Here is a 13,086-nt window from a genome sequence, read left to right on the forward strand (position 1 = left end):
GTCTACGCGGATGGAACTACCTCTTGGCAGGCCGGACCGGGGCTTCTTCCGTGACCTCGCTAACGCGTGACTGCTCCGAACGGGTGACATCCCGCTTGGCCGTCTTGGCCTCCTCCGCCGCCCGCTCGACCTTCTCCGGGGCGACGAAGCGGTAGCCCACGTTCCGCACGGTCCCGATCAGCGACTCGTGCTCCGGGCCGAGCTTGGCGCGCAGCCGCCGTACGTGTACGTCGACCGTGCGCGTACCGCCGAAGTAGTCGTAGCCCCAGACCTCCTGGAGCAGCTGGGCGCGGGTGAAGACCCGGCCGGGGTGCTGCGCAAGATATTTCAGCAGTTCGAATTCCTTGAAGGTCAGGTCGAGGACCCGGCCCTTGAGCTTGGCGCTGTACGTCGCCTCGTCCACCGACAGGTCGCCGTTGCGGATCTCCATCGGGGAGTCGTCGGCGGTGATCTGCTGCCGGCCGGTCGCCAGCCGCAGCCGGGCCTCGACCTCGGCGGGGCCCGCGGTGTCCAGCAGGACGTCGTCGATGCCCCAGTCGGCGGTGACGGCCGCCAGGCCGCCCTCCGTGACGACGAGGATCAGCGGACAGCCGGGCCCGGTGGACCGCAGCAGCTGGCAGAGCGAGCGGACCTGCGGGAGGTCGCGGCGCCCGTCCACGAGGATCACGTCGGCACCCGGGGTGTCCACGAGCGCGGGGCCCTCGGCGGGTGCCACGCGCACGCTGTGGAGCAGGAGACCGAGGGCGGGAAGCACCTCCGTCGACGGCTGGAGGGCATTCGTGAGGAGCAGCAGAGAACTCATCGCCGCCCACCTGCCCGGTTCGTCGGTCGTTGATGGTGCACGGTCTGCTCGCCCATGACGTTCGGTCCTCCTCGTTCCCTGCGAGAGGGGCACTCCCGGGCCGGGCCCGGGGGAGTCTGCGGCTCTGCTTCGTACGGTTCCGCTGAGCTTGTCGAAACGTCGCCGTAACAACGTCCGGAAAGCACAAAAGGATCCGGGGGCTGCTTTGCCCGGATCCTCTTCACAGGAGAATAACCCACATGAGTTCTGTGTCAGAGGGGAGAATTCCGGCTTTCGCTGTTCGCTCGGTCACGCGAGTGCCCCTGAGGGCCGCGTTGCGGGCGGATGACGGGACCTGGATCGAGGCGGTGTACGACCCGTTTACGGGGGATGGCGGCGGGGAAACGGCGATCGTCGTCGCGCACGGATTCACCGGATCGGTGGACCGCCCGGCGGTACGGCGGGCGGTGCGCACGTTCTCCCGGTACGCGGCGGTGGTGACGTTCTCCTTCCGGGGTCACGGCAGGTCCGGCGGGTCCTCCACGGTCGGCGACCGCGAGGTGCTGGACCTGGCGGCGGCGGTCTCCTGGGCGCGCTCGCTGGGACACCGGCGGGTGGTGACCGTCGGCTTCTCGATGGGCGGCTCGGTGGTGCTGCGGCACGGGGCGCTGTACGCCTCCCCGGGGGCGGCCGGCGGGGAGGGCGGGGATGGCCACGGGGCCGAGCGCGTTGCGGAGCGCGAGGGGCGCGCGGGGGCGTGTTCGGGGGCATATGCGGATGCGGTGGTGTCCGTGAGCGCCCCCGCGCGCTGGTACTACCGGGGGACGGCTCCGATGCGCCGGCTGCACTGGATGGTGACCCGGCCCGCCGGACGGCTCGTCGGGCGCTTCGGCTTCCGCACGCGCATCCACCGCGAGGCGTGGGACCCGGTCCCGCTCTCCCCGGTCGCGGCCGCCGCCCTGATCGCCCCGGCCCCGCTGCTGATCGTGCACGGCGACCGGGACCCGTACTTCCCGCTCGACCACCCCCGCATGCTCGCCGCCGCGGCGGGCGACGCGGGGGAGCTGTGGCTGGAGCGCGGCATGGGGCACGCGGAGAACGCGGCCGACGAGAGCTTGCTCACCCGTATCGCCGACTGGGTGGTGCAACGGTGAACCATGATGGGGGTGCGGTGTCCCCCGAACCGGCACCGAAGGAACGGAACGAAAGGAGCGCCGCCATGCCTGCGGGAACGATCCGCTACTGGGCAGCCGCCAAGGCCGCGGCCGGGACCGCGGAGGAGCCGTACGCCGCCGCGACCCTCAAGGAGGCGCTCGACGCGGTGCGCGAGCGGCACCCCGGCGAGCTGAGCAGCGTACTGCGAAGGTGCTCGTTCCTCATCGACGGCGATCCCGTCGGTACCCGGAGCCATGAGACCGTACGCCTTGCCGAGGGCGGCACGGTCGAGGTGCTCCCGCCGTTCGCAGGAGGGTGAACCCCAGCATATGAGCAACGATCAGCAGTATCCGTACCACCCGGGCGGCCAGAGCCCGGAACAGCAGCCGCAGTACGGATACGGGCAGGACCCGCAGCAGTACGGCCACCCGCAGCCGCAGGCGTACCCGCAGCAGGCGTACGGCGAACCCGCGTACGGCGGGCAGATGTATCCGGACCCCTCGGCCGGGCAGCCGGACCAGGGCGCCACACAGACCTGGCAGGGGCAGACCTGGGACACGCAGTACCAGCCGGTCACCGGCTCCCACCCGCTGCCGCCCGAGGTCCACGCGGAGCCCGCGCCGCCCGCCGCCGCGCCGCCCGCCCCCGCCGCCGACGGGTACAGCGCGCCCACCACCCTCGGCAACGCCCGGATCACCGACGCGCAGCGTGCCCGGGCCGAGGGGCGTTCCCCGGTCATCGCGCCGGGAATCCAGCCGGCCGCGATCACCGTGGTGCTCGGGCTGCTGCTGGCGTTCGGCGCGGCGATCGGTTCGTACGCGCTGCTCGTCCCGCTGGTGCTGCTCCAGGCGGTGACGGCGGCGGGCTGGTTCCGGCTGAACGGCATGTGGCCGGCCCGGCAGGGCATCGCGCTGGCGTTCGCCGGCGGCCTGGTCGCCGATGTGGCGCTCCTCGCGGCGGGCCGGGAGAACGGTCCGGCCGCGATCATCGGCACGGGGGGCGTCTGGGTGCTGCTCACCGTGGTGCTCCAGCTGCGCAGCCGGGCCGGCGCCGACGAGCGGATGCAGGGCCTCATGGCGACCGTCGCTTCGGCCGCCCTCGCGGTGCTGGCGGCCGGCCACCTCGCGGCCGTCCCGGACGCCGTGACGGTGGGCGCGGTCGCGGTGGCCGCCGCCGTGCTCGTACGGGCGCTGCCGCTACCCGCGCCGGTGTCCGTGGTGGCCGCGGTGGCCGTCGCGGCGGGGGCAGGAGCGCTGGCGGGGGCGGCTACGGACCTGGGCGCGAAGGGGGCGCTGCTGGGCCTCGCCGCCGGGGTCTGCGCGCTGGTCGGGCTGCGGGTCGCGAGCTATGACTACCCGTCACGCTTCGTGCACATGACGGCGGGTGTGGCCCTGCCGCTGACCGCGGCCGCGCCGGCCGTCTATGTGCTGGGCCGCGTGCTGACGTAGTCGCGTACTGCTCATATCCGTACCGTTCCAGCCGCATGGCGAGGCCCTCCGCGGGGAACCGTTGGGGGGCTTTCGCACGTCGATCACGCCGTACGGACGGCAGGGTGGGGGGAAGGACAGGCATGCGTGCACTGCGGATATGGGGCATCGTCCTGGTGATCCTGGCGGCGCTCTTCGTGGCCGTGGACCGGGTGGCGGTGTACGTCGCCGAGTCGCAGGCCGGGAACCGGGTGGAGATCCAGGGCGCGCAGATCGGCTCCGCCGAGGTCTCCGTCAAGGGCTTCCCGTTCCTCACCCAGCTCGCCGGCTCGGAGCTGGACGAGGTCGACGTGAAGATCACCGGCATCGAGACCCGCGCCGGGGGGCGCACGCTGCGGATCTCCACGATGAACGCCGAACTGCACGACGTGCGGCTGACCGACGGCTTCTCCGGCGCCACCGCCGCTCATGCCACCGGGACGGCCGTCATCTCGTACGAGGACCTGACCAAGGCCGCCAGCGACGGCGTCGCGGTCGAGTACGGCGGCAGGAACAAGGTGAAGGTGACCGGGGCGGTCAACATCCTGGGGCGCCCGATCTCGCGCAGCGTGCTGTCCACCGTCACCCTGCTCGACGGCCGCACCGTCCGCGTCCACGCGGACAAGGTGCCGGGTGAGGGCATCCCCGGCCTGGAGAAGCTGATCCGCGAGAAGACCGACTTCGAGCGCGAGGTCGGCGGGCTGCCGAACGGCCTGAAGCTGGAGAAGATCCAGCCGACCGCCAAGGGTCTGGAGATATCGATGAGCGGCACCGAAGTGCGTCTGGTGGGATGACCGGGTCCGTGAGCGGGTAAGGGCGGGAGCCGGTCCGGCCACATAGTGAGATGGGCCGTCCGGTCCGCAGATGGCCGACCGCCGCGACGGCGCGCGCGACGGTGCCGGGACTGGGGCGTAGCGGCAGTCGTTCCGCATTACGGACGATCCTGTCTCAATATGTGACACGACGGTGACATGTCCGCCCGTACATCCCTACGATCGGACCCATGCAGTGCTCTATTGGCGGCCTCCCTCAGGGGGGTCAGGCGGATCTCACGAAGCGGCGGGCAGTGGACCTGTGCCGCGTCGCCGCCATGCTCTGTCGCACTGTCTGAGCGGGACGCCCGGTTTCCCGCATTCCCAGGCCCTTCGACCGCACGTCGGGGCCATCCCGCATGCCGCCCGTGGACACGGCCCGGCCCGCGCCCCGCACATCCGCATCACGCACGACCCGTGCACCATCTCGCCGCAGACTGCCCCGGAGGAGAAACACATGAGCCGCAGTGACGTCCTGGTAGACGCCGACTGGGTCGAGGCCCACATCGACGACCCGCAGGTCGCCATCGTCGAGGTCGACGAGGACACCTCCGCGTACGAGAAGAACCACATCAAGAACGCGATCCGGATCGACTGGACCAAGGACCTCCAGGACCCGGTCCGCCGCGACTTCATCGACCAGGCCGGTTTCGAGGCGCTGCTGTCCGCGAAGGGCATCGGCAACGACACCACGGTCGTCCTCTACGGCGGCAACAACAACTGGTTCGCGTCCTACGCGTTCTGGTACTTCAAGCTCTACGGCCACCAGGACGTCCGCCTGCTCGACGGCGGCCGCAAGAAGTGGGAGCTCGACTCCCGCGACCTCGTCGACGGCGACCAGATCCCGTCCCGCCCGGCCACGCAGTACCAGGCCCAGCCGCAGGACGAGTCGATCCGCGCCTACCGCGACGACGTCGTGAAGGCCATCGGCACCCAGAACCTGGTCGACGTGCGCTCGCCCGACGAGTTCAGCGGCAAGCTGCTCGCCCCGGCGCACCTCCCGCAGGAGCAGTCGCAGCGCCCCGGCCACGTGCCGAGCGCCCGCAACATCCCGTGGTCGAAGAACGCCAACGACGACGGCACCTTCAAGTCGGACGACGAGCTGCGCGCCCTCTACGAGGCCGAGCAGGTCGACCTGGCGAAGGACACCATCGCGTACTGCCGCATCGGCGAGCGCTCCGCGCTCACCTGGTTCGTGCTGCACCAGCTGCTCGGCCAGGAGAACGTCAAGAACTACGACGGTTCGTGGACCGAGTACGGCTCCCTCGTCGGCGTGCCGATCGAGCTCGGCGCCAACAAGTAATCCGTACGACCTGGACCTGCACGACCCCCGACCAGAAGGACTGAACCATGTGTGGAGCAAAGGCCGGCGGCCCCGACGCTTCGACCATCAAGCCCGGTGAGACCACCATCCAGGGCAGCGTGACCCGCGACGGCGAGCCCGTCACCGGCTACGTCCGCCTGCTGGACTCGACCGGCGAGTTCACCGCCGAGGTCCCGACCTCGGCGACCGGCCAGTTCCGCTTCTACGCGGCCGAGGGCACCTGGACCGTTCGCGCCCTCGTCCCCGGCGGCACCGCCGACCGCACGGTCGTCGCGCAGACCGGTGGCCTGGCCGAGGTGGCCATCGCCGTCTGACGACGGCGGCCGGCTCAGCCGATGACCGGCCGAAGGGCCGTACCCCAGGGGGTTTGGACGCTTGCCTGGCACGGGTACGGCCCTTCGTGCTGCCCGCATGAAGTGCGGGTTCTCCCCGGACCGGCCGAGTAGGCCGATCGGGCCTACGCTGGACTCATGTACCGCCGACGCCGGCGCGCCTACTTCGTACTGATGGGCGTATGCCTCGTCCTCTTCGTCTCGGCCTGGGCCTTCGTGAGGCTCTGGTCGATGCCCGCCGCCATCGCGATGTGTGTGGTCGCGATGGTGATCCCGCCCGTCGCGGCGATGGTCGGCAACCGCAAAGGGCCCGAGGACCGCTGGTGGGACGAGCCCGGCGGGCGGGAGCAGCCGCAGCGGCGGCCGCCGCCCGGTGACGCCGGGACCGGCAAGGGCGGCGGCGCCACCGGCGATCCGGAGTCGGACGCGTGGTGGGACGAGCTGGACGGGCGGAAGCGGCGCGGCTGAGCGGGTTGTGCGGGCTGCTCAGTAGACGAGCGCCTGTACGCCGTCGGCCATGATCTCGCTGACGAAGACCTGCGCTCCGGCGATCCGCACGCCCTCCAGGACATCCTCCTCGGTGATGTCGCGACGGGCCGCGCACTGCGTGCACAGGGTGATCCGGCCGCCCGCCTGGATGGACTCGATCAGATCCGGCAGCGGTGCGGCGTGCGGCAGTTCGAATTCGGCGGCGCGGCCCGGGAGGGCGAACCACGCCGATTCCCCGGTCAGCCAGAGCGAAACCTCCACGCCACTGGCGACGCCCACCGCCGCCACCGTGAACGCCTGCGAGCAGCGCTCGGCGGAGTCGGCACCTGCGGTTACCTTGATCACGAGCTTCTTCGGCATATACGGAACTGTAATCGTCGGCCGTACAACCCCACCCCATACCTGTGGGTCAGTTGTGTGCGCGGATAACGGAATCCGTGCTTCAAGGTCTCGTGGGGGGACCCATTTTGCATCCGAAAGACAGCATTTCCGAGGGGCAGCCCGAGCCGCCCGTCGATGCGGCCGGGGTGGCCGATGAGGCCGAGGCGGGGGAGCGTCCGGAGGCCGTGGCGGAGCCCGTCGTGGAGCCTGCCGCAGAGCCTGCCGCAGAGCCCGTCGTCGCCGTGAAGCGGCGCCCGCGCGGGCGTACGACCCTGATCATCGCCGCCGCGGCCGTGCTCGGCATCGCCGGCGGCATCGCGACCGGTTACGGCGTCCAGGCCGGCCGCGCCCCGACGCCCCTTGCCGCGCTCTCGCAGCCGGGTCTGGCGTACCCGGCGAAGGCCCTGCCCGCAGGCAAGGCGCCCGACCCGCTGCCGGTCTCGCAGGACCGCCGGGTCCGCACCGACGGCGACCTGCGCAAGCTGATCGTGCCCCGGCCGAAGGGCTGGCAGGAGGACAAGGGCCTGACCGCCCTCACCCAGGACGGGTGGCTGGGGGTGGAGAACTACGCCATGAACTTCGAGAACGAGGAGTACATGTACGGCGACCTCCTCGACCAGGGCCTCCGCCGGGTCGCGGGCACGTCCTGGAAGAAGGGCGAGTACCGTGCGGCCGACGTGTACCTGGTGCAGTTCAGCTCGGGCGCGGCCGCCGCCGCGCACGCGGAGGACCAGCGCTCGTACATGCCCGACGAGAAGGGTGCCGGTAACGAGGGCACCGCCATCAAGGGCAGCGCGGAGGGCCGCTACTACCTCTTCCCGGCCGAGCGCAAGGCCGGATACCTGCCCTTCTACCAGGCCAGGGCGATCTTCAGCCGGGGCGACGTGATGGTCGACATCCACATCTACGACAGCGCTCCGATCAGCAAGAAGGACATCCGGACGCTGGCCGAGCGACAGCTGGAGCGCCTGTGAACGACGACCACACCCCCGAGCCCGTTCCCCCGGTGAACGACGGTCACACCTCCGAGCCCGTCCCGCCGGTGAACGACGACCCCTTCGCCGCGCCCGCTCCCGTACGGAAGGGCCGGGCACGCCGGGTGGTCCTCGCGGTCCTCCCCGTCGTGCTGGTGCTCGCCGCGGTCGGTGGCGCCGCCGCGTACACGAAGGTCACCGTCGACGGCGCGGAGCGCACCGTCCCGACGCGGCTGTGGCAGAAGCCCGCCCACGAACCGGCCAAGGACCCCGCCGGGGACCTGGTGCGGGGCAGGGCCACCACCGAGCTGAGCAAGCTGCTGCTGCCCGTCCCGGCCGGCTACCGGCTCGGCCCGGACTCCGGCACGTACGGCAACGACGCCGAACTCAGCGGCGCCGCGGCCACCGCCGAGATGAAGGACGGCGGGCGCGGCCTGTCGGGCCGGCAGCGGCGGGAGTTCGAGAAGCGGGTCGACAAGCTCCGCATCCAGGGCCTGGCGGTCCGCACCTACGCCTCGCACGACAACGACCTGGTTGTCGACACCCAGCTGGTCCGGATGAAGGACAAGAAGGCCGTCCGGGACCTCTACACCTTCCGGCACGAGCTCTTCGACAGCATCGGCGTCCTGCGCGACGGCCCGAAGATCGACGGCCACAAGAAGAACGCCTCCTGCTTCCTCGGCCCCAAGGACGACGACCGGCGGATCGAGGGCATGTTCTGCATGGCGTACGAGGGCGAGGTGATGGTCACCTTCTCGGCGTCGGGCACCAAGCCGTTCCATAAGTCGGCCGTCGCCGAACTGGTGAAGGACCAGCTGAACCACATCACGTCCCCGGGGGAGTACGTATGACCGAGCAGACGGCCGCGCCCGCGACCGGGCCGGAGCCCGAGGCGCCGGCCTCCGCCCCCGTGCCCCCGCGGCTTCCGGACCTCCCGCCCGTGCCGCCCATGCCGCCCGCCCCTGTAGTACAGGGCGCACGGCCCCCGCGCCGGGTGCTGCGGGCCGTGGCGCGGTGGACCGCCGCCGTGCTGGTGTTCGGCGCGGCCGGGGCGGGTACGGCGTACGGCATCACCGAGATGGAGCGCACCGACGTACCCGGTCTCGCCACCGAGGATGACGGGCGCTGGGACTACCCGGCACTCGCTCTTCCCGCGCTCCCGGCGGACAAACCGCGTCCCTACAGCGACGGCAACCCGTCCGAGATCCACCACGCCGACCTGCGCGAACTGCTGCTGCCCGCCCCGGCCGGGGTCAAGGTCGACAAGAAGCTCAAGGGGGGCTGGGTCAGCACCAAGCAGTTCGCCGCCGAGTTCACCGAGGGCGGGCGCGCCGGTATCGGCGAGACCCTGCGCGAGGGCACCCTGCGGCACATCGCGGCGCGCGGCTGGACCATGCCCGACGGCACGTCGAACCGGATCTACCTGCTCCAGTTCAGCTCGGCGGATGACGCCGACGCGTACCGCGACGACCGTTTCATCGGGGCGTCGGCGGGGGACGAGCTGCTCGGCGCGCACGAGATGGAGCTCGACGAGAGCTGGAAGGGCGGCGGGAAGGTGGAGGGCACCGCTTCGTACGTCTTCAGTGAGCCGAAGCCCTACGGCTCCGCCCAGGTGCGCACGGGCTATGTCATCGCGGGGGACACCCTCGCCATGGTCGTCCAGTCCCGCAAGGGCGCTGCCGGGGCGCCGAGCGTGCCGTTCCACCAGACGCTGATCCTCCAGAACCAGCTGCTGGGCTGACCGGCCCCGGAACGGCGGGACCGGGCCCCACCTATTAGGCTGGGGCCCGGTCCTGTACTGCCCTGTACTGCCGCCAAACCGCTCGTCCGAGGAGCCCACCGTGCTTGAGGCATTCTTCTCCGCTCTGCTGGTCCTGGTCTGCGTCGGCGTTCTCGCCTTCGCCGCCGTGACCGTGAAGAAGCTGTACCAGGGTCAGCGCTGACCACCTCCCCGTTCCCGGCGTTCCCGCCTCCCGCCTCACAGATCGACTGAGCCGCTCATGATCGAGATCCCGTCCGACCTCCACCCGGACCTCGTCCCGCTGGCCTTCCTCCTGGGCAACTGGGTGGGTGCGGGAGTCTCCGACTTCCCGGGCGCCGAGAAGTGCAACTTCGGTCAGGAGGTCACCTTCCGCCACGACGGACGTGACTTCCTGGAGTACACCTCGCACTCCTGGGTCCTCGACGCGGACGGCAACAAGACCCGCCCGCTGGAGACCGAGACCGGCTACTGGCGCATCGACAAGGACCGCAAGGTCGAGGTCGTCATGGCCCGCGACCAGGGCGTCATCGAGATCTGGTACGGCGAGCTGGCCGACAAGAAGCCGCAGATCGACCTGGTCACCGACGCGGTGGCCCGCACCGCGGCCTCCGGCCCGTACAGCGGTGGCAAGCGGCTCTACGGCTATGTGAACAGCGACCTGATGTGGGTCGGCGAGAAGGCGACGCCAGAGGTCGAGCTGCGGCCGTACATGTCGGCGCACCTGAAGAAGACCGTCACGCCCGAGGAGGTCGAGGCGATGGCCAAGAGCCTCGGTGACCTGCCGGACGACGGGATCGCGTTCTTCAAGTAGCCGTCGTTTCCGTCGAGTAGCCGGCCGCCCGGACCTACACTGGGGCTGTGGTGAGCACCGACTGGAAGACCGATCTCCGGAAGCGCGGTTACCGGCTGACCCCGCAGCGCCAGCTGGTCCTGGAGGCCGTCGACACGCTCGAACACGCGACGCCCGACGACATCCTCTCCGAGGTGCGCCGGACCGCGTCGGGCGTGAACATCTCGACGGTCTACCGGACGCTGGAGCTCCTGGAGGAGCTGGAGCTGGTCAGCCACGCCCATCTGGGACACGGCGCTCCCACGTACCACCTGGCCGACCGCCACCATCACATCCATCTGGTGTGCCGGGACTGCGCGGACGTGATCGAGGCCGATGTGAGCGTCGTCGCCGAGTTCACCGAGAAGCTGCGCGGCGCGTTCGGATTCGAGACGGACATGAAGCACTTCGCGATCTTCGGCCGCTGCGCGGACTGTGCAGCGAAGGCGGCGAAGGCGGCGAAGGAGAGTGCCGGTCCGGCACCGGCGGCCGGGGCCTGAGACACCGGGCGGCCACGGCCTGACGCACCGGGCGGCCGGGGCCCGAAAACCAGTCGTACGCTGGTCGCATGAAGAGCCCCCTGCTGTCCCTGCCCGGCGCCGTCCCCGCCGAGGGCCGCGACGAAGGCGTCGCCGCGCACTACGGCGACCTGTTCCGCGAGCAGCGCGCCCTCGCCGACGGTTCGGGCCTGGTCGACCTCTCGCACCGCGGCGTCGTCGCCGTCACCGGCGGCGACCGGCTGGCCTGGCTGCACCTCCTGATCACGCAGCACGTGACCGAGCTGGCCCCGGGCCAGGCCACCGAAGCGCTCATCCTCAGCGCGAACGGCCATATCGAACACGCCCTGTATCTCGTGGACGACGGCGAGACGGTGTGGATGCACGTCGAACCGGGTACGCAGGACGACCTCATCGCGTATCTGGAGTCGATGAAGTTCTTCTACCGGGTGGAGGTCGCCGACCGCACCGAGGACTTCGCGGTGGTGTACCTCCCGGCCGGCTCGATCGCCGAGGTCCCGGACGGGGTCGTGGTACGCGAGACACCGTACGGCCGCGACCTGTTCCTGCCGCGCGCCGAGCTGGAGACGTACGCGGCGGAGCACGGCCCGGTCGCCGGGGTGCTGGCGTACGAGGCACTGCGCGTGGAGGGGCATCGGCCGCGGCTCGGCTTCGAGACCGACCACCGCACGATCCCGCACGAGCTGGGCCTGATCGGCGTCGCCGTCCACCTCCAGAAGGGCTGCTACCGAGGTCAGGAGACTGTCGCCCGGGTGCACAACCTCGGCAAGCCGCCGCGCCGACTGGTCTTCCTGCACCTGGACGGCAGCGAGGTCCACCTGCCGGGTCCCGGCACCCCGGTCCGGCTCGCGTCGGACGGGCCGGAGGGCCGCCAGCTGGGCTTCGTCACCACATCCGCCCGCCACCACGAGCTGGGCCCGATCGCCCTCGCCCTGGTGAAGCGGAACGTGCCGGTCGACGCGCGGCTGCTGGCCGGGGACACGGCGGCGGCACAGGAGACGGTCGTGGAGCCGTAGGGCTCCTCAGACCTCGATGATGACGGTGAACGGGCCGTGGTTGGTGAGCGAGACGCGCATGTCCGCCCCGAACCGGCCCGTCTCCACCGTCGCCCCGAGCGCCCGCAGCCGCGCCACCACCTCGTCCACCAGCGGCTCGGCGACCTCGCCGGGCGCGGCGGCGTTCCAGGTGGGGCGGCGGCCCTTCCGCGCGTCCCCGTAGAGGGTGAACTGCGAAATCACCAGAAGCGGCGCATTCACGTCGGAGCACGACTTCTCGCCCTCCAGAATGCGGACCGACCAGAGCTTACGGGCGAGCTGCGCCGCCTTCTCCGGGGTGTCCTCGTGGGTCACCCCCACCAGCACACACAGGCCCTCGCCGGTTATCTCCCCGACGACGCGGGAACCGCCGTCGCCGTCCGCGGCGTCCGCCACCGTGACGCTCGCACCATCCACCCTCTGTACCACTGCACGCATACAGACCAACCTATCTTGGGCCGAACGGGTACAGAGCAACCTCAGAAGGCCCCTCGGGGTGGCACGATGCTCGGGAGGCGGTGCGCCGACGCACCGGGTCGAGGGGATGGACACAAGCATGAGCACCCATGGAACCGGGCAGTCCCCGGGCGCAGTGCCGGTCGCGCGCCCCGGTGCCGGCAGCAGCACGGGCAACGGTACGAATATCAGCACGATGCGCCCGCCCGTACAGCGGACCGGGCAGGGCGACGACACCGGCGACGGCGCGGCCCGGGCCGAACTGGCCGCCCTGCGCCTGCCGGAGCTGCGCGCGCTGCGCCGCGACGCCCAGCGCGACGAGGCCGACCTCAGCTATGTGCGGCGGCTCGTGCAGGGGCGGATCGACATCCTGCGGGCCGAGCTGGCCCGGCGCCGGGACCCGGAGTCGCCGGTGGTGGACCGGCTGTCGGAGATCCTCGCCGACGCCCCGTCCCCGCAGCGCTCGTCCGCCCGGCACGTCACGCTGTCCACACCGCGCAGCGACGAGTACCGCAGGCTCGCCGCCGAGACGCTGGCCGAGGTGGAGCTGTCCGACCTCGACGCCCGGACGGACGAAGAGCTGCACACCGCGATGGGGCGCCTGGTCCGCTACGAACAGCAGGTCTCCCGGCGCCGGCACCGGCTCCAGCGCACGGCGGACGGTTGTGGGGCGGAGATCGCCCGCAGGTACCGTGACGGGGAAGCACAAGTAGACGACCTGCTCGCCTGAGGCGATCCCTCCGGGGACGGGCGGGTCCCTCCCGTCCCCGGAA

At 71.2% G+C, this 13,086-nt stretch carries 18 protein-coding genes; 15 read left to right on the top strand and 3 right to left on the bottom strand.

What is annotated here, in order from left to right; translation table 11 throughout:
* Positions 1-16: 16 nt before the first annotated feature.
* Positions 17-802, bottom strand: a complete 786-nt coding sequence (locus OG338_RS15915) for a response regulator transcription factor (RefSeq protein WP_405937950.1) — start codon at positions 800-802, stop codon at positions 17-19.
* Positions 803-1,041: 239 nt separating this feature from the next.
* Between OG338_RS15915 and OG338_RS15920 the strand changes: the two genes are divergently transcribed.
* The 8 genes from OG338_RS15920 (at position 1,042) to OG338_RS15955 (ending at position 6,338) form a co-directional block, all read left to right on the top strand.
* Complete coding sequence (locus tag OG338_RS15920) at positions 1,042-1,935, top strand: alpha/beta fold hydrolase (RefSeq protein ID WP_405937951.1); 894 nt, start codon at positions 1,042-1,044, stop codon at positions 1,933-1,935.
* A gap of 65 nt (positions 1,936-2,000) precedes the next feature.
* On the top strand, positions 2,001-2,255 hold the full coding sequence (locus tag OG338_RS15925) for a MoaD/ThiS family protein (RefSeq protein WP_018101657.1): 255 nt from the start codon (positions 2,001-2,003) through the stop codon (positions 2,253-2,255).
* A 10-nt stretch (positions 2,256-2,265) separates the two neighbouring features.
* A complete protein-coding gene (locus tag OG338_RS15930) occupies positions 2,266-3,384 on the top strand; it encodes a hypothetical protein (RefSeq protein WP_405937952.1) in 1,119 nt (372 codons plus the stop codon).
* 122 nt (positions 3,385-3,506) lie between these two features.
* Entirely contained in the window at positions 3,507-4,196 is a 690-nt protein-coding gene (locus OG338_RS15935; protein WP_405937953.1) for a DUF2993 domain-containing protein, read from the top strand.
* 209 nt (positions 4,197-4,405) lie between these two features.
* Positions 4,406-4,513 carry a putative leader peptide gene (locus OG338_RS15940; protein WP_365679305.1) on the top strand — a complete coding sequence of 36 codons (108 nt, stop codon included), beginning with the start codon at positions 4,406-4,408 and terminating at the stop codon, positions 4,511-4,513.
* Positions 4,514-4,671: 158 nt separating this feature from the next.
* Positions 4,672-5,517: a sulfurtransferase gene (locus tag OG338_RS15945; RefSeq protein WP_405937954.1), complete on the top strand. Its 846-nt coding sequence runs from the start codon at positions 4,672-4,674 to the stop codon at positions 5,515-5,517.
* 47 nt (positions 5,518-5,564) lie between these two features.
* Positions 5,565-5,852 carry a DUF1416 domain-containing protein gene (locus OG338_RS15950; protein WP_018101653.1) on the top strand — a complete coding sequence of 96 codons (288 nt, stop codon included), beginning with the start codon at positions 5,565-5,567 and terminating at the stop codon, positions 5,850-5,852.
* A 156-nt stretch (positions 5,853-6,008) separates the two neighbouring features.
* On the top strand, positions 6,009-6,338 hold the full coding sequence (locus OG338_RS15955; protein ID WP_405937955.1) for a DUF3099 domain-containing protein: 330 nt from the start codon (positions 6,009-6,011) through the stop codon (positions 6,336-6,338).
* 18 nt (positions 6,339-6,356) lie between these two features.
* Here the strand turns inward: OG338_RS15955 and OG338_RS15960 are convergent, their stop codons facing one another.
* On the bottom strand, positions 6,357-6,719 hold the full coding sequence (locus OG338_RS15960; protein ID WP_405937956.1) for a DsrE family protein: 363 nt from the start codon (positions 6,717-6,719) through the stop codon (positions 6,357-6,359).
* Positions 6,720-6,826: 107 nt separating this feature from the next.
* Here OG338_RS15960 and OG338_RS15965 point away from each other — a divergent pair, with 107 nt between their 5' ends.
* The 6 genes from OG338_RS15965 to OG338_RS15990 all read left to right on the top strand — a co-directional run bounded on the left by OG338_RS15965 (position 6,827) and on the right by OG338_RS15990 (position 11,839).
* Positions 6,827-7,714 carry a hypothetical protein gene (locus OG338_RS15965; RefSeq protein ID WP_405937957.1) on the top strand — a complete coding sequence of 296 codons (888 nt, stop codon included), beginning with the start codon at positions 6,827-6,829 and terminating at the stop codon, positions 7,712-7,714.
* Between the two features lie 32 nt (positions 7,715-7,746).
* The gene (locus OG338_RS15970; RefSeq protein WP_405940438.1) at positions 7,747-8,565 is read left to right on the top strand and encodes a hypothetical protein; all 819 of its coding nucleotides are present in this window, start codon (positions 7,747-7,749) and stop codon (positions 8,563-8,565) included.
* Positions 8,562-9,455, top strand: coding sequence for a hypothetical protein (locus OG338_RS15975; RefSeq protein ID WP_405937958.1), 894 nt, complete (start codon positions 8,562-8,564; stop codon positions 9,453-9,455). Before OG338_RS15970 ends, OG338_RS15975 begins: the two co-directional genes overlap by 4 nt.
* Before the next feature lie 259 nt (positions 9,456-9,714).
* Positions 9,715-10,287 (top strand): FABP family protein, encoded by a 573-nt coding sequence (locus tag OG338_RS15980; RefSeq protein ID WP_405937959.1) that lies wholly within the window; start codon positions 9,715-9,717, stop codon positions 10,285-10,287.
* Between the two features lie 47 nt (positions 10,288-10,334).
* Complete coding sequence (locus OG338_RS15985; RefSeq protein ID WP_405937960.1) at positions 10,335-10,805, top strand: Fur family transcriptional regulator; 471 nt, start codon at positions 10,335-10,337, stop codon at positions 10,803-10,805.
* 68 nt (positions 10,806-10,873) lie between these two features.
* Positions 10,874-11,839: a YgfZ/GcvT domain-containing protein gene (locus OG338_RS15990; RefSeq protein WP_405937961.1), complete on the top strand. Its 966-nt coding sequence runs from the start codon at positions 10,874-10,876 to the stop codon at positions 11,837-11,839.
* Between the two features lie 6 nt (positions 11,840-11,845).
* Here OG338_RS15990 and dtd read toward each other — a convergent pair whose 3' ends face one another.
* On the bottom strand, positions 11,846-12,295 hold the full coding sequence (dtd, locus tag OG338_RS15995) for a D-aminoacyl-tRNA deacylase (protein WP_143621042.1): 450 nt from the start codon (positions 12,293-12,295) through the stop codon (positions 11,846-11,848).
* Positions 12,296-12,413: 118 nt separating this feature from the next.
* Between dtd and OG338_RS16000 the strand changes: the two genes are divergently transcribed.
* Positions 12,414-13,043, top strand: coding sequence for an ABC transporter substrate-binding protein (locus tag OG338_RS16000; protein ID WP_405937962.1), 630 nt, complete (start codon positions 12,414-12,416; stop codon positions 13,041-13,043).
* Positions 13,044-13,086 lie beyond the last annotated feature (43 nt).

Origin of the sequence: Streptomyces sp. NBC_00726 (genome assembly GCF_045161735.1) — a bacterium.
GTDB lineage: Bacteria > Actinomycetota > Actinomycetes > Streptomycetales > Streptomycetaceae > Streptomyces.